The organism is Haloferax sp. Atlit-4N, from assembly GCF_003383025.1.
Lineage (GTDB): Archaea > Halobacteriota > Halobacteria > Halobacteriales > Haloferacaceae > Haloferax > Haloferax gibbonsii.
Map to the genome: position 1 here is coordinate 812,358 of NZ_PSYY01000002.1, position 22,866 is coordinate 835,223.

The 22,866-nt window shown below is 60.0% G+C and carries 19 protein-coding genes; 9 read left to right on the forward strand and 10 right to left on the reverse strand.

Annotation, left to right across the window (positions count from 1 at the left end; all coding sequences use genetic code 11):
* Positions 1-262: 262 nt before the first annotated feature.
* Positions 263-1,021: an IclR family transcriptional regulator gene (locus C5C07_RS13270; protein ID WP_050459391.1), complete on the forward strand. Its 759-nt coding sequence runs from the start codon at positions 263-265 to the stop codon at positions 1,019-1,021.
* Here C5C07_RS13270 and C5C07_RS13275 read toward each other — a convergent pair.
* Together C5C07_RS13275 and C5C07_RS13280 are read right to left on the reverse strand one after the other, a co-directional pair.
* Positions 1,000-2,325, reverse strand: a complete 1,326-nt coding sequence (locus tag C5C07_RS13275) for an aminotransferase class III-fold pyridoxal phosphate-dependent enzyme (protein WP_115805256.1) — start codon at positions 2,323-2,325, stop codon at positions 1,000-1,002. The two genes, C5C07_RS13270 and C5C07_RS13275, sit on opposite strands and share 22 nt — an antisense overlap.
* 248 nt (positions 2,326-2,573) lie before the next feature.
* Complete coding sequence (locus tag C5C07_RS13280) at positions 2,574-3,377, reverse strand: IclR family transcriptional regulator (protein WP_115805257.1); 804 nt, start codon at positions 3,375-3,377, stop codon at positions 2,574-2,576.
* A 373-nt stretch (positions 3,378-3,750) separates the two neighbouring features.
* Here C5C07_RS13280 and nhaC point away from each other — a divergent pair, with 373 nt between their 5' ends.
* Positions 3,751-5,220 carry a Na+/H+ antiporter NhaC gene (gene nhaC, locus C5C07_RS13285; RefSeq protein ID WP_050459388.1) on the forward strand — a complete coding sequence of 490 codons (1,470 nt, stop codon included), beginning with the start codon at positions 3,751-3,753 and terminating at the stop codon, positions 5,218-5,220.
* Positions 5,221-5,233: 13 nt separating this feature from the next.
* Here the strand turns inward: nhaC and C5C07_RS13290 are convergent, their stop codons facing one another.
* The 3 genes from C5C07_RS13290 to C5C07_RS13300 form a co-directional block, all read right to left on the reverse strand.
* Positions 5,234-6,478 (reverse strand): ABC transporter substrate-binding protein, encoded by a 1,245-nt coding sequence (locus tag C5C07_RS13290; RefSeq protein ID WP_115805258.1) that lies wholly within the window; start codon positions 6,476-6,478, stop codon positions 5,234-5,236.
* Positions 6,479-6,606: 128 nt separating this feature from the next.
* A complete protein-coding gene (locus tag C5C07_RS13295) occupies positions 6,607-7,620 on the reverse strand; it encodes an NADP-dependent oxidoreductase (protein WP_115805259.1) in 1,014 nt (337 codons plus the stop codon).
* Between the two features lie 144 nt (positions 7,621-7,764).
* On the reverse strand, positions 7,765-8,436 hold the full coding sequence (locus C5C07_RS13300; protein ID WP_233510379.1) for a winged helix-turn-helix domain-containing protein: 672 nt from the start codon (positions 8,434-8,436) through the stop codon (positions 7,765-7,767).
* A gap of 109 nt (positions 8,437-8,545) precedes the next feature.
* Here C5C07_RS13300 and C5C07_RS13305 point away from each other — a divergent pair, with 109 nt between their 5' ends.
* The 3 genes from C5C07_RS13305 (at position 8,546) to C5C07_RS13315 (ending at position 12,155) form a co-directional block, all read left to right on the forward strand.
* Positions 8,546-9,985 carry an ATPase domain-containing protein gene (locus C5C07_RS13305; RefSeq protein ID WP_081605234.1) on the forward strand — a complete coding sequence of 480 codons (1,440 nt, stop codon included), beginning with the start codon at positions 8,546-8,548 and terminating at the stop codon, positions 9,983-9,985.
* A 32-nt stretch (positions 9,986-10,017) separates the two neighbouring features.
* The gene (locus C5C07_RS13310) at positions 10,018-11,430 is read left to right on the forward strand and encodes a PAS domain S-box protein (RefSeq protein WP_115805260.1); all 1,413 of its coding nucleotides are present in this window, start codon (positions 10,018-10,020) and stop codon (positions 11,428-11,430) included.
* Positions 11,431-11,510: 80 nt separating this feature from the next.
* Positions 11,511-12,155 carry an SDR family oxidoreductase gene (locus tag C5C07_RS13315; protein ID WP_115805261.1) on the forward strand — a complete coding sequence of 215 codons (645 nt, stop codon included), beginning with the start codon at positions 11,511-11,513 and terminating at the stop codon, positions 12,153-12,155.
* Positions 12,156-12,610: 455 nt separating this feature from the next.
* Here the strand turns inward: C5C07_RS13315 and C5C07_RS13320 are convergent, their stop codons facing one another.
* The 3 genes from C5C07_RS13320 to C5C07_RS13330 form a co-directional block, all read right to left on the reverse strand.
* Positions 12,611-14,590 carry a TRAP transporter fused permease subunit gene (locus C5C07_RS13320; RefSeq protein WP_233510382.1) on the reverse strand — a complete coding sequence of 660 codons (1,980 nt, stop codon included), beginning with the start codon at positions 14,588-14,590 and terminating at the stop codon, positions 12,611-12,613.
* Positions 14,591-14,808: 218 nt separating this feature from the next.
* Positions 14,809-15,231: a universal stress protein gene (locus C5C07_RS13325; RefSeq protein WP_115805262.1), complete on the reverse strand. Its 423-nt coding sequence runs from the start codon at positions 15,229-15,231 to the stop codon at positions 14,809-14,811.
* Positions 15,232-15,234: 3 nt separating this feature from the next.
* Positions 15,235-16,296 (reverse strand): isocitrate/isopropylmalate dehydrogenase family protein, encoded by a 1,062-nt coding sequence (locus C5C07_RS13330; RefSeq protein ID WP_042664948.1) that lies wholly within the window; start codon positions 16,294-16,296, stop codon positions 15,235-15,237.
* A gap of 254 nt (positions 16,297-16,550) precedes the next feature.
* Between C5C07_RS13330 and C5C07_RS13335 the strand changes: the two genes are divergently transcribed.
* Together C5C07_RS13335 and C5C07_RS13340 are read left to right on the forward strand one after the other, a co-directional pair.
* Positions 16,551-17,612, forward strand: a complete 1,062-nt coding sequence (locus tag C5C07_RS13335; RefSeq protein WP_049905157.1) for a TAXI family TRAP transporter solute-binding subunit — start codon at positions 16,551-16,553, stop codon at positions 17,610-17,612.
* A gap of 340 nt (positions 17,613-17,952) precedes the next feature.
* Positions 17,953-18,693, forward strand: coding sequence for an IclR family transcriptional regulator (locus C5C07_RS13340; protein ID WP_115805263.1), 741 nt, complete (start codon positions 17,953-17,955; stop codon positions 18,691-18,693).
* Positions 18,694-18,966: 273 nt separating this feature from the next.
* Here the strand turns inward: C5C07_RS13340 and C5C07_RS13345 are convergent, their stop codons facing one another.
* Positions 18,967-20,295 carry a glycerate kinase gene (locus tag C5C07_RS13345; protein WP_115805264.1) on the reverse strand — a complete coding sequence of 443 codons (1,329 nt, stop codon included), beginning with the start codon at positions 20,293-20,295 and terminating at the stop codon, positions 18,967-18,969.
* A gap of 515 nt (positions 20,296-20,810) precedes the next feature.
* On the opposite strand from C5C07_RS13345, the gene C5C07_RS13350 reads away from it, so the two are divergent.
* Positions 20,811-22,019 carry a nitrate/nitrite transporter gene (locus C5C07_RS13350; RefSeq protein ID WP_115805472.1) on the forward strand — a complete coding sequence of 403 codons (1,209 nt, stop codon included), beginning with the start codon at positions 20,811-20,813 and terminating at the stop codon, positions 22,017-22,019.
* Between the two features lie 185 nt (positions 22,020-22,204).
* On the opposite strand, the gene C5C07_RS13355 is transcribed toward C5C07_RS13350, so the two are convergent.
* Positions 22,205-22,456: a DUF456 domain-containing protein gene (locus C5C07_RS13355; protein ID WP_050459383.1), complete on the reverse strand. Its 252-nt coding sequence runs from the start codon at positions 22,454-22,456 to the stop codon at positions 22,205-22,207.
* Positions 22,457-22,609: 153 nt separating this feature from the next.
* Here C5C07_RS13355 and C5C07_RS21730 point away from each other — a divergent pair, with 153 nt between their 5' ends.
* Positions 22,610-22,759, forward strand: coding sequence for a hypothetical protein (locus C5C07_RS21730; protein WP_199522736.1), 150 nt, complete (start codon positions 22,610-22,612; stop codon positions 22,757-22,759).
* The last annotated feature ends 107 nt before the right edge of the window (positions 22,760-22,866 follow it).

Here is a 22,866-nt window from a genome sequence, read left to right on the forward strand (position 1 = left end):
GACCGTGACAATCCGTTCAAAAACTGATTGATAAAACCCCATGGCCGGAATCGAAACCGCTCGTTTAGAGAGCCATACTACCGAAAATCGGGTGATTCAGATTGTTCTGCAGAGCAAAACGAGGTAGCTATTGCCGGCCATTTGTTGTATAAGTTATAATAATTAACAATTGTGCGCGTGCTGGAGCGTGTGTGGTCTGGGTCGTCGTTCTGCTCTGAAAAACAAATTCTATATAGGTGTGATAGCTCGTAGCACTACAGAGATGACGGGGACAACGACGGTCGATGCGACGATGAACTCGTTTCGCATCCTCGAGCGACTGGTCGCGTCCGACGAGGCGCTCGGCGTCACCGAACTCGCGGCCGACGTCGGACTCTCGAAAGGCGTCGTCCACACGCACCTCAACACGCTCTCGGAACTCGGCTACGTGACGAAGCGAGACCGGAAGTACCTCGCGTCGATGGGGCTGTTAGCCCTCGGAGAGGAGGTTCGGTCGCACCTCGGCGTGTTCGCCGCCGCGAGACAGCATGTCGATAACTTGGCGCGAGTCACCGGCGAGGTCTCGACGCTGTTCGTCGAGGAAGACGGCGTCGGCATCTGCGCGTACATGGCTCACGGGCCGAACGACTGGGAACCGGCGTACGCGTGTGGAACCCGCATCCCGCTTCACGTCACGGCCCCCGGCAAGGCCATGCTCGCGTCGCTCGGCCGTGAGCGCGTCGGCGACATCGTCGACGAACGCGGCCTCGTCGCACAGACGGGAGAGACGATTACCGACCGCGGCGTGCTTCGGGGCGAACTCCGGACGATCCGCGAGAACGGCATCTCGTTTTGCAGAGAAGAACAGTCAGCGGGCGTTATCGGGGTTGGGACGTCCATCGCCCTGACTGAGCGCGCGCCAGCGGCGGCCATCGGGGTCTGTGGACCGGCGAGCAGACTCACCGGCCGGTATCTCGAAGAGGACATCACCGGGCAGGTCATCAGCACCGCGAAATCGATTCAGGTCGAACTGACGCGGTGACTCGCGACGCTGTCGAGGGCGGCTTCGAAGCACTCGAGCGCGAGGTCGAGTTCGCGGTCGGTCACGTCGAGCGGCGGCAGGAGGCGAAGCGACCGCTTGCCGCAGCCGAGCGTGAGAAGGCCCTCAGACAGGGCGGCCTTGAGGACTGCGTCGCGACGGTCCTTGGTGTCGAATTCGACGGCAGTCATCAGCCCGAGCCCACGCACGTCGGTGAGACAGGGAGTCCGCTCGGCGAGCCGCGAGAGATCCGCACGGAGCTTCGTACCCTTCTCCGTGGCGTTCGCCATGAGGTCCTGTTCCTGAATGACGTCGAGCGTCAGCGTGCCCTGAATCGACGCGAGGATGTCGCCCGCGCCCCACGTCGATGACAGGCGCGCTTCGGTGTCCGGGAACAGCGCTTCGTTCGCCACCGTCGCGCCGACCCGGAGCGCCTTCGCGCTGGTGATGACGTCCGGTTCGAGGTCGTAGTGATCCGAGGCCCACAGTTCGCCGGTCCGGCCCACGCCGGACTGAATCTCGTCGGCGATGACGGGGATATCGTGTTCGTCGCAGATGGCCTGCACCTCGCGCATGAATTCCTCGCTCGGGACGTGGTAGCCGCCTTCGCCCTGAACGGGTTCGAGGATGAGAAACGCCACCTGATCGGCGGGGAGGTGACCGTGGGTGTCGTCGAGTTTGTCGCGCAGCGTCTCGAGGCCCGCCATCGAGTACGGCACGTCGTGGATGCCGCTCACCTCGGGGAACTTGCGGCGGTGGACGGACTTCGAGCGGTTGAGCGACAGCGCGCCGAGCGTGCGGCCGTGGAACGCCCCGTCGAAGGTGATGCCGTACTTCGGAGCCTCGCAGGCGTCGTAACAGATTTTGATGGCGTTTTCGACCGCCTCGGCCCCGGAGTTCGACAGGAAAACCGTGTCCATCCCGTAGTGATCGGTGAGGTCGGTTAGGCGGTCCATGAGATGGGCCGGCCCGGGCAGCGACGCCGTCTCGGGCGACCCGCCGGTGCTCACGTAGAAGTCCTGGCCCGCAATCTTCATCGGGTCGACGAGGTCGAGGTCGTCGAGGCGGGACTGCAGTTCGGGGTTGTTGTAGCCGAGTGGGGCGGCCGCGACGTGGCTCGTGAAGTCCAGCAACACGTTGCCGTCGGGGTCGGTACAGAACGGTCCGACGGCGTCCTTGGTGATGTCCCACACGAACTCGTAGACGTAGGTGCTCGTCGCGGCGGTCGACTGATGATACTCGACCCACTCTGAGGCCTTCGGTCCCGGGAGCGACGTGACGGTCGGCTCGACTGAGTCTCGATCCATACGAACACTCTGGTGGACAATGTAACATAAAACTACCTAGAAAAATTAGTACCTCCTCCAAATACGACTCTAGATAACCAATCGTCTGATTCACTTCAGGATTTGTTTGATAATACCGAACAATTCCGATGCGCACGAACACGTCGCAGGTCGCGAATCGACGGCGTTCCACGCCGAGAACGTCTCTCGTGAGGAGAGTCACCACGCGACGGGGTCGCGCTGGGTTTCGAATCGTCAAACCGGTCGCGTCACCGGGACGGGTCGAACGTGGTCGTCTCGAGGTTCACCTCGATGATGTTCGCCGCCTGCATCACGAGTTCGGGGATTTCCGAGCGAAAGCGGTCCCCCGAGAGTCGACTCGTCGGCGCAGTGACGCTGACCGCCCCGCAGACGTCGCCGTCGACGCCGCGAATCGGCGCGCCGATAGAGCGCATGCCGCGAAGCTCCTCTTCGTCGTTGACCGCGTAACCCCGCTCGCGAATCCGCTCGAGTTCGTCGAACAGCCGTTCGGAGTCGGAGATGGTGTTGTCGGTCTGCTCGACGAGTCCCTGGTCGTCGATGATGTCGCGGACGCGGTCGTCGTCGAAGTGACCGAGCATCGCTTTCCCGGTCGCCGTACAATGGAGGTACTGTGGGGCCTCGCGCATCCGCAGATGATAGTCCGTCGCGACCGCGTTGTCGCCGCGACTCTCGTAGATGGTCACCTCCTTGCCGCGGGAGACGACCGTCAGGTGGACGTACTCGTTGGTCGTGTCGGCGAGCTTGTCCACCTCGAGTTGGCCCGCGCGGTACAGCGGCGTCTCGTTGCGCACGGTTTCGCCCATCGTGACCAGTCGCAGGCCGAGGCGATAGCGACCGTCGACCTTCGCCACGAACCCTTCTTCTTCGAGCGTCGCGAGGTAGGTGTGGACGGTCCCCTTCGAGGCGTCGAGTTCGTCGCAGACGTCGCTGAACGTCGGGTCGGGCCGTCGCTGTATCGCAGCCAGAATCTCGCTCGCCGTCTGTACGGATTTGATTCGACGCGGGCCGTCCGCGGGGCGACTGTCGTCCATACGAACCCGAACTCGGTGGGGTGCCATTAGTTCTGTTATATCAAACTGCGATTCGTCTGACAACGCCGTTTGTCTGCTATAGATGCAATCATGTTTGTCTTTCTCAAACATTACACGCCAAAATCTCCAAATAAAAATTTATATGGGACATTCATGATTGTTCGAGTGGTATGGATTGTCAACCATCTGGCCGCCGCCGGGACGCGCCCGCGGTGGGCCGGGTGCGAGCGCGCACGTATCGGCTTCCAACGACGGTCGGTGAACGCGGAACGACGGCACGCGCCGACCGCGCCGGCCCGGTCTCGGGCGGACACGTCGGCGGAACCCCGACGAGACGGTCGGGCGACAGACAGCGACCGACGGAGGTGCCACGATGGGCTTAGCGTTCGAGCCCCGCCTGTACGAGGAACTCGACGCCGACGAGCGACCCTCGCTGTTCGAAGCGTTGGTCCCCGTCTTCGGGATGCTCGTCTTCCTCGGCGTCGGCATCGTCGTCTACGGCCTCGACCCGCAGTTCCCGCTGTTTTGGGGCATCACCTTCACCGGACTGTTCAGTCGGTACTGGCTGGGCATCTCTTGGGCGGACCTCTACGACGGCATCACCGACAGCCTCCACATGGGGATTCAGGTCATCCTCATCATGTTCGTCGTCTACGCGCTCATCGCGACGTGGGTCGCCGCGGGGACGATTCCGAGCCTGATGTACTACGGCCTCGACCTGCTGACGCCGACGATATTCCTGCCCATCACGGCCGTGCTCGCGTCGATCGTCACGTTCGCAATCGGGTCGTCGTGGACGGCCGCCGGCACGCTCGGCGTCTCGTTTATCGGCATCGGTGCCGGATTGGGGATTCCAGCCCCGATGACCGCGGGGGCCATCCTCTCGGGGGCGTACATGGGTGACAAACAGTCGCCGCTTTCGGACACGACGAACCTCGCGGCCGCCGTCACGAACACCGACCTGTTCGACCACGTCAACGCCATGCGCGACAGTTCGCTCGTCGCGTTCGGCATCGCCGTCGTGTTGTACGCCGTCCTCGGCGTCCAAGCCTCGGGGAACATCCCGGTCGGGCGCATCGCCGAGATTCAGGGCGCGCTCACCGGGTCGTACGCGATATCGGTACTCACCTTCGCCCCGCTCATCATCACGTTCGGTCTCGCGCTCTACGGCGTTCCTGCGTTGCCGGCGCTCGGCGCGGGCGTGTTCGCGGGTGCAATTACCTCGGTCGTGATGCAGGGAACCGCCTTCGGAGCCGTGTGGTCCATCGCGCAGTCGGGGACCTCGCCGTCGACCGGGATGGAACTCGTCGACGGCCTGCTGGCAAGCGAGGGGATGATCGGCGGTGCGTGGGTGGTCACCATCGCCATCGCGGCGCTGTCGCTCGGCGGGATGCTCGAACGCGCCGGCATCCTCGCCGTGCTCGCACACCACCTCGGCCGACTGAGCCGCGGTGTCGCGAGCCTGACCGGCGTGACCGCCGTCTCCGCGGTGTCGATGAACGTCCTCGCCGCCGAGCAGTACATCAGCATCGTCGTCCCGGGCATCACGCTCCGGAACCTCTACGAAGAACAGGGACTCCAAAGCGAGAACCTCTCGCGGGCCATCGAATCGGCGGGGACGACCACGAGCGCGCTCATTCCGTGGAACAGTGGGGCGCTGTTCATGGCCGGCACGCTCGGCGTCGGAACCCTCGAGTACGCGCCGTACTACTTCTTCGGCCTCCTGTCGCCGCTCGTCTTGCTCCTCATGGGCGTGACCGGCTGGCAGATCACCTACCAGCCTGGCGCGGCCCCCGGCGACGCCGGCGACCGTCGCGGCTCGCCCTCGTCGACCGACGACTGACGAGGAAACGCGCCTACAGATTTTCGCCGGCGATGATCTCTTCGACCCGCCCGTGGTCGAACAGCTGTTCGTCGGCACCGAAGTCCGGATAGTCGTCGCCGTCCTCGTAGGTCGGCCAGTCGCCGAACTGGTCGGGGTAGAGCTGTTTGGCCGTCATCTCGGTCTGGAACAGGTTCATCAGCGGCCCCTGCCACCGGGTCCCCTGCGGGTAGACGCGGTCGTTCTGGACGGCGGCCAGTTCGCGGCCGACCGGGTCGTCCCGGAGGTTCTGCTTCAGCCCGTCGAAATCGACGGTTTCGGTGACCGTCCACAGCGTGAGAATCACGTCGGGGTCGGCCTCCAACAACGCCTCCATGTCGACTTCCTGGAACGGGCCCGTGAACTCCTCGTCGCCGAAGGCGTCGACCGCGCCGAGCGGCCGGGTGTGAGCGTTCCAGTAGCCGGGCGCGTTCAGCCGAAGGAGGTAGATGCTCGAGAGGTCCGTCGAGAGAGAGAGGTACGCGGCGGTCGGGCGTTCGGACTCGGCCGGAAGCCCGTCTTCGACGGTCGTGAGCTGGTCGTCGCGGACGGACTGCAGCGCCGCGTAGCGCTCGCGCTCGCCGTACAGCGACGCGACGCGGTCGAACAGCTCCCAGAGGTCGTAGTACTCGTAGCCGTCGGCCCACTCCTCCGGGGGTGCGGCGTTGAAGTTGCTGTAGTAGTTGCCGAACCACGGGCCGATGTTGTCCGCGACCTCGTCGATGTCGGCTTGGTTCCAGTTGTCCTGCGTGGACACCCACGCGGGGTCGACGAGGTGGAGGTCGCTGTCGAGTTCGTACAGCCGTTCCTTCGTGAAGCCGTACTCGCCCGCGGCGTCAGCCCACTCGATGTCGAAGTCGTCGAAGCCGGCGGTGAAGTACTCCAGGCCCGCGACGGTGCCGTCCCACCAGAGGTTGTTGACGGTGTCGCCCTGTCCGAGCGCGCTCGCCATGTCCGGGAACCACGGGAAGTGGGTGAACACGTTCGTCGGCGGCTCGTCCAGCGTAACCGTCCCGACCGGCGACAGCTCGGCCGTGTAGCTCGATTCGGCCGCCTCGGTCGTCGTCTCGGCGGCGTCCGTCTCGGTTCCGGTCTCCGTGGCCGTCTCGGTCGCCGTCGTCGACGTCGTATCGCCCGACTGCCCGGCGCAGCCTGCGAGGAGGCCCCCACTGAGAAGTGCGCCACCGTACTTCACGTAGTCTCTCCGCGTCGGACCCGCGTTCTCGTCGATCTCTTTCATACGGATTAGGCCCACCTAAACCGATATAGGTGCTTCGAAGTTTAGGCAGGGCTAAAAATGAATGACACGACGGTCCGCGTTCGGGCCGTGGTGGTCACCTCACCGGCGGTCGGCGGCGAAGCCGCGCGTTAAGGTTCGGACACGCCGACCACCTGCTTGCCGATATTGTCGCCGGAGAACAGCCCGAGGAACGCGTCGGGCGCGTTCTCCAGCCCGTCGACGACGGTCTCGCGGTGTTCGAGGTCGCCCGAGGCGACCCACGCGCCGAGCTGTTCGCTCGCCTGGCCGAATCGCGTCGCGTAGTCGCCGACGAGCAGTCCCTGCACCTTCGCGCGCGGCGCGATGAGCTGTGGGAGCTTTCGCGGGCCGGTCGGCACGCCCTCGTCGTTGTAGTGGGCGATCTGCCCGCAGACGGCGACGCGGGCGTCGAGGTTCAGCTTCGTGAACACCGCGTCGGTGATGGGCCCGCCGACGTTATCGAAGTAGACGTCGACGCCGTCGGGCGCGGCATCGTCGAGCGCAGCCCGGTAGTCGTCGACGTCCTTGTAGTTGATCGCGGCGTCGAAGCCGAGGTCGTCGGTGAGCCACGACACCTTCTCGTCGGAGCCGGCGAAGCCGACGACGCGACAGCCGTTGAACTTGGCAATCTGGCCGACGACGGAGCCGACTGCACCGGCCGCGCCGGACACGACGACCGTCTCGCCGGGCGAGGGGTCGCCCACTTCGAGTAGGCCGAAGTACGCCGTCCGGCCGGGCATCCCGAGCACGCCGAGATAGGCGGGGAGGTCCGCGACCGAGGGGTCGACGGGCGCGACCTCACCGGCGTCGAGGACGGTGTAGTCGGCCCACGTGCCGTTGCCGGTCACGAGGTCGCCGGCGTCGTACGCCTCGCTCTCGCTTTCGACGACCTCGCCGACGACGCCGCCCTGCAACGGGTCGCCGACCGACCACGGCTCGGCGTACGACTCCGCGTCTCGCATCCGCCCGCGCATGTACGGGTCGACGGAGAGATATCGCACGCGGACGAGGAGTTCCCCGTGTCGTGGCTCCGGTATCTCGCCCTCGCGGAGTTCGAAACTGTCCATGTCCGGTTCGCCCTCGGGGCGCTCGGCAAACATCCACTCGCGGTTCGTCTCTCGCATACCCGAACACCGACCCGCGAGCGTTAGGACGGTGTTGTTTCCAGCAGCACCGTCCGGTTCGACGGGGGCACATCGGGCGTCGGGGAGCTGTCTGTCGTTGTCTGCCCTCTCTCATCGTCGGACGACCCCGAATCACTCGCCTTGTTACTCCTGTAGAACCACCGACTCGATCGTGTTCAGGAGGGCAGAGATATCGACATCTTGGTACGGTGAAAAGCTGGCAGAATACAGATTCCGATCCGGGTCTTGAGCGATAAGTAGTGCTTCCGGATCGAAGAAGTAAATCTGTGCCCAGCACTCCTTATTTGGGATGTTCAGATCTAAGTTAACCCGCCGGAACACCAGTTCTCGGGCACCGTCTGTCAGTTCCTGTTCTGTGTACTCGGAGCGTGCGTCATCATCGGCGTACAAGAGCCTGGCTGAGGCACCGTCGTACATGCCGACGAACCGGAGTTTGTCTCCGAGGAGTTGGGTTACTGTTTCGACGAACCGGCAGCTTGTCTCACTCGTCGGGTCGGCGTCCTGCCACTCTACGTGTATGATGTCCGTACGGAGATGCTCCCACGCCGCTTCACCGAAGTCAGTCAGCCCGTAATACCGTCCAACAGTTCGCTCTTCTGGCGCGTGGAGTTTCACGATGCCCTCCTCGCGTAACTCCGAAATCGCCCTGGAGAGATGTGACCGTTGGAGCTCCGTGTTTTCGGCGAGCTCGGTCGGTGTCGCGAGGGTGGCCCTCGCCAACCCTTTCAACACGTGTTTTCGGTATTTGGAACTGAGGACGAACGAACGTGCCGCTTCGATCCTGTCTCGTTCCATTACCTCACACACAGAGAGCCGGCGTTATAGACCATTTGTTGAGGAACACACAGAAATGTACCATTCCGGTACCAGAACGAATATACTCTCGTACACGGACAGGAAAACAATGGACAGCATCAGTTCAGGTATCCCCGGGTTAGACACCGTTCTTCATGGAGGGTTTGCCAGGGGAAGAATGTATCTGGTGAGAGGCGAGCCAGGTGCCGGAAAATCTCTGCTTGGTGCACACTTCCTCGAAGCCGGTCTCGAAGCGGATGAATCGGTTGTCTATATGCACGGTGAAGAATCGAAAGAGAACGTCTTGCTGAATGCGAAGCAAGTCGATATCGACATTTCCGGGGCGCATTTTCTCGACCTCGGTCCGGAAACTGAGTTTTTCACCGAAGACCAATCGTACGACCTCGTCGAGCCGGGTGATGTACAGTCCGAACGAATCACCGAAGACATCATGCAGGCGATCGAGGAGTACGATCCGTCACGCATACTCATCGATCCGATAACGCAGATCAAGTATATCGAGACAGACCAGTACCAGTACCGCAAACGTCTCCTGTCGCTCATGCGGTATCTCCGTGACCGAGAGACGACAGTCGTCGGGACGCTCACGACCAGAAGTGACGACAGCGGGAACTGGCCGGAGGACGCCGAGTCGCTGAGTGACGGACTCCTCGATCTCACAAATGGAACTGCTGGACGCCGATGCGAAGTGAAGAAACACCGTGGGCTCGGTCAGGAGGCAGGGACACACGGACTTGAGATCCGCGCGCAGGGTCTCGAAGTGTATCCGCGCGTCGTCCCTCAACAGCGGACGACGCCGTTCGATCCGAACGTCCTCACCTCGGGGAACGACAGTCTCGATGCACTGCTGGGGGGCGGTGTCCGAGAGGGCTCTGTGACGTTCATTAGCGGCCCGAGCGGCGTCGGGAAGACGACGACTGGAACACAGTTCTTACACGGCGTTGCCAGCCAAGGCAAAACCACCCTCGGATTCCTCTTCGAGGAGTCGACGGACCAGTTCAGCTACCGTGCTGAAAAACTCGGGACGCCTGTCAGAGACCTCGTCGATCGCGGACTGCTGGAGCTACACGATATCGAGCCGCTCGTACGCTCGCCTGAAGAGTTCGCACAACTCGTGCTCGATGCCGTTGAACGACGGGATCCAGAGATCGTGCTGATCGATGGTATTGCGGGCTATAAGATGTCTATTCAGGGTGATGACATGCAACTCGTCCGGCGGCTTCACACACTCACGCGGACGTTGAAACAGCGAGACATTTCGGTCATCATCACAGACGAAGTTGGCAGAGTGACCGGGGTTGAGTCGCCGACGAGCGCAGGTGCCAGCTACCTGGCGGACAACGTCGTGTTTCTGTCGTACGTCGAGCAGGCAGGAGGGATGGAACGGATGATTGGCGTGCTGAAAAAGCGCCTCGGCGATTTCGATAACCAGTTTCACCGGTTCACGATCGAAGATGCACAGGGGTTGCAACTGCATGGGCCCTTCGAGACAGCCCCAGACATCACCCGCGGACTCTTCGACGAGTGAGTTGTCCCACGACTGTTTGGCGATCTTAACTGATGTTTGAGACGAGACACGACGAGACGACGGTTCAGTTGCTCGTGAGTGGTGAACAAGACCAATCAGCAATCCGTGACCTGCTGTTGTCGGAGTACGATGTCGTCGTCGACGACGAGATTCAGCCCGCGTCGTGCTACCTGATTGAAGACCGTCTCCTCCCGAAGTACGGCTCTCAGCTATTAGCGCGAAAACAGGCCGAACATCCGACGTTTTGTCCAGTCGTTGTGATCAAGCGTCAGGATTCCTCGTTCAGCCTCGGGGGTACACAGCAGGTGTGGCAGCGGGAGCAAGCCGTCGTGGACGATATCGTCGCTGCACCGATCAACGAGCAGGTCCTCAACTATCGTCTCGAAAATCTCTGTATCCGACGTGTGCAATCTCGAAAGCTGACGAGCCAGTACGAACAAATCGAAGCGCGATACGAACGACTGTTCGAGTCCGCAGAGGAAGCCATCGTCGTCGTCGATGTCGAGTCGAACGAGATCGCCGAGTGCAACAGGGCCGCTTGCGAACTCTTCGGCTACTCCAAGTTCGAACTACAGCGACTCAATCCGTCGAGCGTCATCCAGTTCGAAGACGGTTGTGAGTTCACCGAGTTCACCGAACACCTCTCCCAACAGGATGCTGGCGTCACGAAAACACTCATCTGTACCACACAGTGGGGACAGAGCGTCCACGCCGAGGCCTCCGCAGCGGCGATCGAACACGCCGAACAACAGTCGGTACTGCTGTTGATTCGAGACATCTCCGAACGGGTCCGGCGACAAAAGCAGATCCGTGTACTCAATCGGGTATTGCGACACAACATCCGAAACAGCATAAACGTCGTCAACGGGTACGGCGAACTCATCTACGAATCGACGGCCGACGACGAAGTCAGTGCGTTCGCAGAGAAGGTCGTCGACCGCTCCAAAGAGTTGCTTGATCTCAGCGAGAAGTCCAGAACCGTCAGTAACGCGCTCCAGGCGGGAGATGAGTTACAGTCACTCGACGTCGTTGCGGTACTCGACCGAATTCGAGCAGCGCTCTCCGACGAGTATCCGCATGCCCGAATCGAGCTGACCGCCCCTGAGAGTGCGCAGGTCTTCGGAAACTCCTATCTGCAGACCGCGTTGTACGAACTCTGTGAGAACGCGATCGTCCACTCGACGCAGGATGCACCGCTCGTCGACATCTCCGTAACTGAGGCACAATCAGCCGTAACGGTTCGGATCGAAGACCGTGGAACCGGTATCTCCGAACAGGAACTCGCGATGCTCGAAGGCGAAGAGACCGCGTTACGTCACGGGAGCGGGCTCGGTCTGTGGATGGTGAACTCCGTCGTCGACGGTATCGGCGGTGAGCTCGATATCAGCACCGACAGCACGCGGGGAAGTGTGGTAACGGTCTCGCTCCCGCAACCTGCGGAGTGAGCGCTCTGTTCTCGCGGACCACCTTCACCTTCGCCGACCCCAGCCCCTATCTGGCCCGGCCGACTACGCGACGGCGAACCATGCAGGTCGCAGTCATCGGCGCGAACGGCGGTATCGGACGGCGGCTCCTCCCCCGGCTCGCAGACGCCGGCCACGACCCCATCGGCGTCGTCCGCGACGAATCGCAGTTCGAGGTGGTCCGCGACCGCGGCGGCGAGCCGCGACTGGGCGACCTCGAAGGCGACTTCGAAGCGGCGCTCGAGGGGGCCGACGCGGTCGTGTTCACCGCCGGCTCCGGCGGGTCGACCGGCGCGGACAAGACGCTCATGGTTGACCTCTGGGGCGCTCGACGGGTGGTCGACGCCTGTGTCGACGCGGGTATCGACCGTTTCGTGATGATTAGCTCCATCGGTGCTGGCGACCCGCTCGCAGGCCCCGAGCCGCTGCGCCCGTACCTGGTCGCCAAGCGCTGCGCCGACGACTACCTCGAACAGTCGTCGCTCGATGCGACGATTCTCCGTCCCACGAGGCTCACCGATGCGGACGGCACCGGAACCGTCTCGCTGACCGTCGACGGCCTCGATGGCGACACGGCCGAGATTCCGCGGGCCGATGTTGCAGGGACGGTCGTCGCCTGTCTCGACATCGACCGGACGGTCGGCGAGACGCTGCATCTCACGGGTGGCGAGACGCCCATCGAGCGGGCGCTTCGCGGAGACGACTGAGTCGGTATTGTCTGGATATAGACACCTAGTACAGATAATAGAAGTGTAATAAATAAGCAATACCAGGGAGTGATATCAGTTTTTGCTGCTCCCAATGGAGCAACAAATTCGACATTCTAGTACCACTATTGATTTTCTACAGTAGATGTGCACAGAAAGTGGCGGCTGACTTCAGTCTCTTATTCAGTACGCACAGTCTCGAGAATGATGCGCCAATATAAAAATGTACGAGAATAGCATGACTACATTGGATTTTTATTCACCTATATCCGAAGACACATTCAGGAAACGTGGTCAACTAAGAGTAGTAACCACGTATGAGGACACCCACAATACGTGCTGTGTGGGAAGAGACGACAACTGTCCTCGGGAGTAACCTCGACGGGATGGTACGTGACTCGCCAGCTACCCGTTACCGGTCGGTGTCTTGTATTGACGGTTGTACATCGATGCGCCTAGTTGTTGATGGTGTCGCCGACAGCAACTTTACGAGTCGCGAGCTGTTGGATGACGAAGAGCGTGATAATCACGCCAGCGCCCGCGTACTGAACTGTCGAGTTGGGGTACACCATCGTGAGGACACCAACCACAAAGAACGCCACTCGAGTGCCGAGTTGCGCCCATTTGCCGTAGCCAAAGCGGTAGTTGATTCCGTGGATGATGCTGATGCCGCCCAGCAAGATGAGCAACCCGGTGAAGACGGCACCACCACTGAGTACCCCTGAGACGATGACAGGGTGGTAGATGAACGAGAACGGCAAGACGAACAATGGGGCGGCGACTTTGATAGCTTCGTAGCACGTCTCGACGAAGTCGGCATTCGCGATACCGGCGGCGACCGCGGCACACGTCGCAATCGGTGGCGTGAGTCCCGAGAGAATCGCGCCGTAGAAGACGAAGAAGTGGGCAGCCAGATCGGGGACGAGGAAGCGACTGACGAGCGTCGGGGCCACGAGGAGTGCCACAACGGTGTAGGCGGCGGTCGTCGGCATCCCCAACCCGAGGAGGATACAGATTACCATCGAGATCAGAACAGCGACGAGCATGATGCCACCCGAGATATCCATCATCGAGAGGGTGAGGATTCCGGGGACGCCGGTGGTCATAAGAATGTCAACGACGCCGTTTATCGCCGCGAGGATAATGGCGATGGGTGCCGTGATGATCGCACCGCGCCGGAAGCCAGCCACCGTGTCCGAGAGTGTCTCTCGAGTCGCGGCCGTCACCGAGCGCGACTCGTACGCCGCCTGGAAGACGGGGAATGTGATACCGGTGATCAACATCGTGACTGCGGTGTACAGCGCGGACGTCATCACAGTCAGCTGAATGACACCGAGCGTGTACACCAACACGCCGAATGGGATGATGAACTTGACCGTGTCGACGAGGGTGTCCCGACGAGTCCGGTCTTCCAGCTCGTCAAGGACGGCATCGACGTCGATCGAGTCGAGCTGATTGCTCGCGATGTAGTGAACCGCGAGAATTATACACACCATCATGATCATCGCCGGAATGAGCCCTGCGGTGATGACGGTCACGTAGCTGATGCCGAGAAGCGAGGCCATGATGAACGCACCCGCACCCATAACTGGTGGAAGAACCTGACCAGTCGTGGATGCGACCGCCTCAATTCCCCCTGCTGTCGAGGGCTTGATGCCGTTTTCTTTCATCATCGGGATTGTGAACGACCCGGTCATACCGGCGTTTGCGGTCTGTGAACCGTTGATCGAGCCGATAACCGCACTTGCGACGACAGCGGTCTGTGCAACGCCCGAGTCGATGTACTTCGACGTTCGGACGGCTCCACGGAAGATGAGGTCGAACGCACCGTAGCTCTCCAACAGCCCCGCATAAAGCAAGAAGAGCGCGATCCACGCCGCGACTAACTGAGTCAGGAAGCCGTAGAAGCCGGTGATGTCGAGTGCGAGTAAGAGGAGCAGTCGGCTGTAGCTTAACCCACTGTGGCCGAGGATTCCGGGAATCAGATCACCGAAGTAGCCGTACAGGAGCGCACCCACAAGGATGCTAAGGAACGTCAGCCCGAACGAACGCCACGAGAGGTAGACAATTGCTGCGAGGAATGCAGCTGCCAAGGCGTACTCGTGTGGAAACGCGTAGCCAACACGGTCGATGTACAGTTCCCTGAAGTGCAGGTTGACGTAGACGGTGATGGCAATGGTGATCACCAACGACCCGAGTAACAGGGCTGCGTCGAGATAGTCCCGATCAGCGATGACGTCTTCGAGTTCGTTGAGGATGTACACCCCGATTGCACCGGCAATGAACAGGACACCGTACTGTGCCCGCGGCATCGACACGGTGTAGGCATAGAAGATAACGAGTGCCCACAACGCGAGAGCAGCGAGCGTTAACGTCCCACCCACCGCGTCTTCCAGGTCTGTTGATCTCAATCGCTGGATACGTCTTGCTACCATGGTTCACTCTCACAGTAGATTCAAACATATAAATTAGTTATGGTAGGCTCAGTCATATGGCGACGTCTCGCATGACAGCAGACAAACGAATCCGCACCTGAGACGTCCGAGTACATCGGCTCTCGGTTTCCGGGGAGTGTGACTGAAGCTGTTGGGAGGCAATCTCAGCTGACGAAAACGGGAGTGGGGCAGGTTGCAGGCTGTCGGGCGGTCAGGAACTAGGCAACGATGACTGGACACTCGGCGTCAAGCAGGACGCCCTGTGTGACGCTCCCGAAGAGCACTTTCCCAACCGGCGAGCGACTGGCGGGCGCCATGGCAATCGCATCGGCGTCACAATCCGCTGCAGTCTGTACGACCGTCGCCGCCGGGTCGCCGTGGGCCGCTTCGAACGTCCAGTCGATTCCGCGCTCGTCCAGTTCCTCGCGGGCGACAGTTACGCTCGATGGCGGATCGTACTTTTCGAAGAGTTCCTCCGACGTCACGTGTCCGCCGCTGTCGTCGATTGCATCGAACTCCTCGAATACGTTGAGAATCGTGACGGTGACCGCTGACTCGGCAGCGGGGAGGTTGGCAACTGCGTCGACTGCGGCTGCCGTCCGATCTTCATTCCCGTCGACGGCAAGTAGCACGTGATACATAGGTTACTCGAGGAGTCGCTCTTCGAGATCGCCCACGACATCCAGCGTCGTTGCCGTGCCACCGATGTCCGGGGTCCGCGGTGCATCCGAATCTGCTAGCTGTGCACCGACACCGTCCCAAAGCGTCTCGGCGAGATCGTCCTCTTCGAGATGTTCGAACATCAGCGACATCGACAACAGCATCCCGACCGGGTTCGCGATGCCTTCTCCCATGATATCGAAGGCGCTTCCGTGGACCGGTTCGAACATCGAGGGGTACTCCCCGCTGGGGTTGATGTTCGTCGACGGGGCCATCCCAAGACTCCCGGAGATGATGCCACCGATGTCGGTGAGGATATCGCCGAACAGGTTCGATGCGACGACGACGTCGAACTCGTTGGGACGACGAACGAAGTCCATACTCCCGGCGTCGACGAGGAGTCGTTCGACGGTGATATCCGGGTATTCCTCGCTAATCTCCTCAACGATTTCGTCCCAGAACACCATCCCGTAAGCCTGTGCGTTCGACTTCGTGATGTTGGTTAGTTTTCCACTCCGCTCTGTCGCGGCCTCAAAGGCAGCCCGGACGATTGCTTCGGTCCCCTCGCGTGTGTAGACCGCTGATTGAACTGCGACTTCGTTTCCGAATCCTTGGTGTTCGCGTCCACCGACGTCAGCGTACTCTCCCTCGGTGTTCTGTCGGTAGACAACGAGATCGATATCGCCGCCCTCGTAGCCACGAAGCGGGCTTTCGACCCCATCAAAGAGATACGAGGGGCGCTTGCAGATGTGCTGGTTGAATCCCTTGGTGATCGGGAGGCGAAGGTTACGGAGCGTAACGTGATCCGGCACGTCTGGGTGACCCACCGCACCGAGCAAAATCGCGTCAAACTCTTTGAGCGTCTCCAAACCGTCGTCGGGCATGAGCGCACCCTCTTCGAGATACCGCTCGCTTCCCCAGTCGAACCACGTCGTCTCGATCTCAACGCCGTGGGCCGCAGCAAGTTCGATGAGAAGTGGCTCGGTCGCCTCTGTCACTTCGATTCCGATACCGTCGCCTGGAATCACCGCTATGTTATACGACATCGGTCCGATTGATGCTCTATCCTGATAAAAACATTTGGGTGGCGACCAATCGAGAGGGTATCTCGCTCCCAAGCCGGCTGTCACGGGCGCAAACCCCTGATGATATTTTGAATATCAATCAAATATTGGAATTAACAACAAGATTTATCATCGATGTACATGAACGTCGAGAGCGGATGTCTAAGCAAGCACACAGCGCACGGACTAGACGGAGTATTATCAAAGCAGCCGCTGCGGGTGCCGGGACCGTTGCAATCACCGGCTGTCTCGGTGGCGACAGCGAATCCGACAGTGGGTCTGGCAGTGGATCCGGCGGCGATTCAGGGTCGGACGGCGGCTCGAGCGATGATTCGGGTTCGGACGGTGGCTCGGGCGGTAGCTCGTACCAACTACGGATGGGCGGCTCCTCACAGGGGAGTACGGCGTTCAACTCGATGCAAGCACTTGCTCGAGCACTCAACGAGCACAGCGACTCCCTCCGAATGACCGTCGAGCAGACCCAGGGGAACGTCGCCAACATGTATCAGTACGACCAAGGTAACATCCCTGCCGTCGCGACGGACAACAACACGATCAACAAGGCGGTCAACGAAACGGACCGATTCAACGATGAACCGGTCGACAACATCGGCTATCAGTCGTTCCGGTTCAACGGACTCGACATCTTCTGGGTTGCCGTTGAAGGCTCTGGAATCGAATCGACCGCAGACTTCGCGGGGAAGACCGTCTACCCGATTCAGCCGGGCTTCGGGACGCGGCTACTCACCGAAGAGGTGATGCGAGTCGCCGGAATGTGGGAGGAAGTCGACATCATCAACGTCAACACGAGCGACATCCCTGGTGCGATCGAAGAGGGTCGCGTTGACGCTGTTGCGGTATACGGGTCGAACCGCGTCGAACTGACTGGCTGGGCGAAGCAGATCGACGCTCGAAACGACGTCTATCTCGTCGATGTCGCCGACAATTTCAAACAGGCCATCGAAGAGGTCGGCGGCGCACGTTTAGCCGAAATCGAGCCTTACGGGTGGAATCAGGAGGTCACGAAGGTTACCGACTCGATCGTCAGCTGGAATCTTGACCTGCAGTGTCTGCTCAGTCCGGAAGTGCCAGCAGACGCCGCACACGAACTGGCTCGGATCAGTCACGAACACGGCGAGACGATCCGGGAGGCCGACCAGACGTACGCTGACCACTCTGACCCGGCAGATATGGCCACCGCAGTCATTCCAGAACATCCGGTCCACCCCGGCGTCGCTGAGTTCTACAAGGAACAAGACGTGTGGGACGACTCCTGGACCGTCGGCGACGAAGCGTAACGAAACCAAACTGACGGACGTTTCGTTTTTTATGATTAGTTACCGATTGTACTTCGTACTCATTGAATTCGCATATAAAGTTCCGTATCATGGCACACACTCGATGCTGATCGGTGGCCAGTATGGGGTCTCACTTCGTTGTGTTCGAAGACAGATGGATGGACACGCGAACAACCATCATGATTGTTAAGAATATATGTGTGAGTGAGACTCACACGAACACTACGTGTGTACGCCGAGACACGCGCGCCAATCCGAAGTGAGACTCCAAGTGCTATGTTCCACATTGTGAAACTTTATGTACCATCGCTGAGAATCACGACTAACGGAGACACAAACCATGAAAACGACACACAAGCTGTTCAGGATTATCGAGGAGCTACGAGACCGAAACGGGGCTCGAGTATCGGAACTGGCGACGGAGTTAGAGCTGCCCAAGAGCACGGTTCACCGGCATCTCAAGACACTCGAGGAACGAGAGTACGTGATGAAGACGGGGGATCTCTACCACATCGGCTCCCGATTTCTTTACATCGGCATGGGCGTAAACAACCGACACGAGGCGTTCGCTCAGATCGAACCGAAAGTCAAAGCACTCGCCTCGGAGACTGACGAACGTGCTCAGTTCATGATCGAAGAACACGGCTATCTCGTGTACATCTATCGAGAAACCGGAGAACACGCCGTTCAGACGAACACGCAGCTCGGAAAGCGAATGCCAATCCACGCGACCTCCGGCGGAAAAGCAATTCTCGCTCAACTGACCGACGACCAAATCGCTCGCATTATCGAGCGTCATGGGCTCCCAAAAATCACCGAGAACACCATCACGGACGAAGACGAGCTCTACGACGAACTACGCGAGATCAGAGACGAGGGCGTCAGTTTCAATGATCAAGAGTATATTGAGGGTCTCCGGTCCGTCTCAGTTCCAGTTATCAAGCCGAACGGACAGCCGTTAGGTGCGATCGGTATCTCCGGCCCGCAGAACCGGTTCAAAGGTGAATTCTACCGCGAAGAACTGCCAGACAAACTCTTGGGTGTCGTTAACGAGGTCGAGCTCAATATGAAATACCAGTAGACGAATGCCGTGCGGGTGAAGCGATGTTCGTACTATACATTACAAAGATATCGTTGTAATCCCTTGCCACATAATCTATCATCGGTGATTATATTCCACGGGATGGAATTTTATATAGTATGTGTTGTTGTGTAGATAGATGCCAGCCAGACCGATACCAAGTTACGATTGACACGTTCTCGTGCGGACCACGACCCACGAAGAAATAAAACAGAATGTCGGGTCTACAGAGAAAACAAGGCGAGTGCCTCGGGGTCAAGCCCCCGAGGCAGTTCACGTCAACGTGATTACCATCACACGAAGATCGTTTACATTTGTCCCGGTCGGACCCGATCGAAGAAGTGCCTCAGCGGCCTCGAGGTGTGGATAGACGTCGTTTTGTGCGAGCCCAGCTTGTGCACTCTCTTGGTCATCAAGTAGCTCGGCATCGACGAGTGCCCCAGCGGCGTCGGTGTTGCCGTCAATGCCATCCGTATCAACCGCTCCAACGACGACGCCCGCCGCATCGAGTTCGAGTGCAGCACTCAACGCGAACTCTTGGTTTGGACCGCCATGTCCGTCGCCCGAGACGGTTACTGTTGCTTCGCCGCCGGAAAGGACGACCGCCGGTGGTTCGACCGGTCGTTTCGCGGCGAGTGCTTCCTCTGCGAGACCGACGTGTACTTTCGCGATTTCGCTCGCTTCGCCTCGGACATGTGATGACAAGATCATCGACTCGTACCCGTGTTCGTGAGCGACTTCAGCGGCACTCTCCAACGCAGTTCCGTTATCTGCCAAGACGTGAACGTCCACACTAGCGAAAGCCGGGTGGTCTTCTGTAGGCGTTTCTGGGTGCCCCCCTTGGAAGCCATCTTTGAGGTGGCGCACAACCGGTTCAGGCGGTTCGATGTTGTAGCGGTCGAACACCGCTTGTGCGTCGCCATATGTCGTCGGATCCGGCGAGACAGGGCCGCTCGCGACTGCACCTAAATCGTTCCCGACGACATCGCTGAACACGAGCCCGATGACATCCGCTGGGGAGGCAGCGACCGCGAGACGTCCGCCCTTGATTGCTGAAAGATGTTTTCGAACCGTATTGATCTCTCCAATCGTCGCACCGGCCCTGAGAAGTGTCTCGGTGACTGCCTGTACGTCACTAAGAGTGAGAGTACCCGCTGGGGCAGGGAGGAGAGCGCTCCCCCCACCCGTCACGATACTGAGCACGAGATCGTCTGTCGTCGCGTCCGACGCTAGCTCCAACAGCTCGGCGGTCCCTGAAACGGCGGACGCATCTGGAATCGGGTGAGACCCCTCGACACAGCTGACCCTCGAGAGCGAAACAGGATCATCTGTCACGACCAGTCCGTCGTCGATTCGGTCGGACAAGCACGTCTCGAGGGCCGCAGCGACGTGGCCAGCGGCGTTACCACCGCCCAACACGAGCAGGCGATCGTAGTCGTCTAGGTCGTACTCGCGCTCACCGACGTGTAACGTGTTGTCTACTACCGAAACAGTCCGTTCGATAACCGACTGCGGGTGTGCAGCTCGAATCCCCGCCTCAAGGCAGTCGAGTACGAGTTTGTGTTCGGATGTAGCTGCAAGGGCAGCTCGATTTGCAAACATCAGTGGATACTCTCAACCAAGAACTCAAAAATGTACTGGCGTTTCGTGTCTCGTGTTCAGAGATAGCTGCGCGACGTTGTCGTGTTTGTATAAGACAATTCTCTCCCACTCCAGAATAGTATCTTCACCCATCAATATTGGTAGTAAATAACAAGATAGCCGCTAGTTTTCAGGTATAGATCAGTCAAACCCATTGGAACGTGGTCGTCATCATATATCTCAAAATTTCCTCAAATAAATATATATTTTACACTCCTAACCATTCATATCAGGTATTTCCACTGTTATTTAGTTTTCTATAGTTTTCCACATCGACAGCCGTCCCAGATAATCGAGCGAAAATAGATTATACTAGTGCTATAGTATTGTATCTAAATGTGTCAATTACCACGGGGCAACACCATGCTCGAAGAACAGTAGTAATGGACAAAAACACAAAGCTAGCGTGTGGCTCATCTGCTCAGCACAGAAGAACGACAAACGATTTCAGCCCCCACCGAGCAGATATGAAAACCGTGAGTACGACATCGGACGCGGCGGGCACGCGACGCGAGATACTGGGCATCGTCGTCGGCTTCTTCCTGCTTTCGACGGCGGCGGCAGCCTACGAAATCGCCCCCGCCAGCGTGCTGCCGGTGATTCAAGAGTCTCTCGGGCTGAGCGCGAGCGCGGCGGGCTGGCTCGTGAGCATCATGTACGCGACGGCGGTCGTCACGAGCGTCCCCGTCGGCGTCGTCCTCGACCGGTTTTCGGTGCGCCGCGTGGTCGCGCTCGCGACCGTCGCCCTCGTCGTCGCCGGCGGCTGGGGCTGGTACGCGGCCACCGCCGGCGCGTACGGCTGGCTCCTCGTTTCGCGGGTGCTCGGTGGCCTCGCGTACGTCACGTTCTGGAACGCGGGCGCGAACGTCGTCGGCAGCGCGGTCCCAACGGAACAGCGCGCGACCGCGGTCGGCGTGTTCACCGCGAGCGCGCCCGTCGGCTTCGCCCTCGGGCAGTTTGGGAGCCCGCTCATCGCGAACGTCGCCGGGTGGCCCGCGATTCTCCCACTGTACGCCGCGGTTGCCGTCGTCGGCGTCGTGGTTTTCATGCTCGCGACCCGCCGCCGCGTCCCCGGCGTCGACGCGCCCGCACCCGACCGGGCGGCGCTCCGCGAACTGTTCGGTAGCCGGGCGGTCTGGACCGTCTGCGCGCTCTGTTTTCTCGCCTACTCGCTGTACCTCTTCGTCAACACGTGGCTCCCGAGTTTCCTCGCCAGCGAGTTCCCGATTTCGCTGGCCGCGAGCGGCCTCCTGACCGCGCTGTTTCCCGCTATCGGCGCGGTCGCGCGGTCGACCAGCGGCGTGGTCACCGACCGCGTGTTCGGCGGTCGTCGTCGCCGGGTCATCGTCTCGTCGTTCGCCGTCGCCACGCCGGCGGTCGTCGCGTTCGCGTTCGTCTCGGAACTCGGCCTCGTCGTCGGCGCGGTCGTCGTCGTCGGCTTCGCCATCCAACTCGTGACGGGGCTCATCTTCTCGTACATCGCCGAACTCGTCGCCCCCGCGGTGCGGACCACGGCCGTCTCGCTCCTGACGAGCGTCGGTCTCCTCGGCGCGTTCGCCGCCCCCATCGCCGCCGGCGCGATTATCGACTACGCGGGATACGCACCGGCGTTCTTCGCCGCCGGAGGCGTCGCTATCGCCGGGGTACTGTTGGCGCTTCGAGCACCGGAGCCGAGTCGGGCGTAGGCCCACCGCCGTGTCGGCTCTATTGGGATATACCGCCGCTGATGATTTGTCGAGACCGTGCTGAATACAGCGGGCGAGTCGGTCATCAGTCAGGCTATCAAATCGCCAATCCCAGCACGCAATTGGAGTGACCGGTAGTCTCACGAGAGTTAGAGTATGAAATAGGTTCTAACAGATTCTCGCAATCATTCGCCCTCGTCTGGACTGTCATCTATCTTGAGCTGTTCAACTGTTGATTCCGTTTTCGCAACGCGCTCCTCTAGTGCTGCCATTCGAGACTGGTAGTTTTCATAGGCAGATTTGAGTGGAAATCCGACGAATATTGTGCCGACGAGTCCGATAAAGAATCCGACCGGGCCAAGCAGGAGGAAGCCAACAGCACCGACGAGAAATGAACCACCAACCATCAGGAGAGCGGTCCAGTCTATTTGACTCATATTTAATGTTGCCTTATTGATAGAAATAAACGTCCCGAAATCACAACGGATCCACCGCGTCGTGTCTCCCCACACCTGCCGCTCCCGTTCCCACGACCATTTATATATTAACTATTCAGTTACTTTATATATCTGTGCGTCCGACGACCACGTATGGCTCGCGCAGTCAACCCCGTTCGAACCGACTACTCGAACATCCAGATGGGACTCATGGGGACGCTCATCGTCGCCGGAATCGCGGTGCTCATGATACCGTTCGCACCGTTCATCCTCCTCGGTCTGCTGTGGAGAGCGCTCCATTAGGCGCGTCGCTCTCTCTCCAGCCCGCACGTCAGCACGTGTTTTTTCACCCCGTTTGACGCCCGAGTCCGAAACTCGCCGACGGATGTCGGCCGAAAAGAGTCGACGGC

Excerpts from the sequence above, each read along its gene's own strand:
- C5C07_RS21730 (WP_199522736.1), top strand. The coding sequence starts at position 22,610 with ATGGCTCGCGCAGTCAACCCCGTTCGAACCGACTACTCGAACATCCAG.
- C5C07_RS13330 (WP_042664948.1), bottom strand. The coding sequence starts at position 16,296 with ATGTCGTATAACATAGCGGTGATTCCAGGCGACGGTATCGGAATCGAA.
- C5C07_RS13275 (WP_115805256.1), bottom strand. The coding sequence starts at position 2,325 with ATGGATCGAGACTCAGTCGAGCCGACCGTCACGTCGCTCCCGGGACCG.
- C5C07_RS13315 (WP_115805261.1), top strand. The coding sequence starts at position 11,511 with ATGCAGGTCGCAGTCATCGGCGCGAACGGCGGTATCGGACGGCGGCTC.
- C5C07_RS13295 (WP_115805259.1), bottom strand. The coding sequence starts at position 7,620 with ATGCGAGAGACGAACCGCGAGTGGATGTTTGCCGAGCGCCCCGAGGGC.
- C5C07_RS13345 (WP_115805264.1), bottom strand. The coding sequence starts at position 20,295 with ATGTTTGCAAATCGAGCTGCCCTTGCAGCTACATCCGAACACAAACTC.
- C5C07_RS13290 (WP_115805258.1), bottom strand. The coding sequence starts at position 6,478 with ATGAAAGAGATCGACGAGAACGCGGGTCCGACGCGGAGAGACTACGTG.
- C5C07_RS13270 (WP_050459391.1), top strand. The coding sequence starts at position 263 with ATGACGGGGACAACGACGGTCGATGCGACGATGAACTCGTTTCGCATC.
- C5C07_RS13305 (WP_081605234.1), top strand. The coding sequence starts at position 8,546 with ATGGACAGCATCAGTTCAGGTATCCCCGGGTTAGACACCGTTCTTCAT.
- nhaC (WP_050459388.1), top strand. The coding sequence starts at position 3,751 with ATGGGCTTAGCGTTCGAGCCCCGCCTGTACGAGGAACTCGACGCCGAC.
- C5C07_RS13280 (WP_115805257.1), bottom strand. The coding sequence starts at position 3,377 with ATGGACGACAGTCGCCCCGCGGACGGCCCGCGTCGAATCAAATCCGTA.
- C5C07_RS13325 (WP_115805262.1), bottom strand. The coding sequence starts at position 15,231 with ATGTATCACGTGCTACTTGCCGTCGACGGGAATGAAGATCGGACGGCA.
- C5C07_RS13320 (WP_233510382.1), bottom strand. The coding sequence starts at position 14,590 with ATGGTAGCAAGACGTATCCAGCGATTGAGATCAACAGACCTGGAAGAC.
- C5C07_RS13310 (WP_115805260.1), top strand. The coding sequence starts at position 10,018 with ATGTTTGAGACGAGACACGACGAGACGACGGTTCAGTTGCTCGTGAGT.
- C5C07_RS13340 (WP_115805263.1), top strand. The coding sequence starts at position 17,953 with ATGAAAACGACACACAAGCTGTTCAGGATTATCGAGGAGCTACGAGAC.
- C5C07_RS13355 (WP_050459383.1), bottom strand. The coding sequence starts at position 22,456 with ATGAGTCAAATAGACTGGACCGCTCTCCTGATGGTTGGTGGTTCATTT.
- C5C07_RS13300 (WP_233510379.1), bottom strand. The coding sequence starts at position 8,436 with ATGGAACGAGACAGGATCGAAGCGGCACGTTCGTTCGTCCTCAGTTCC.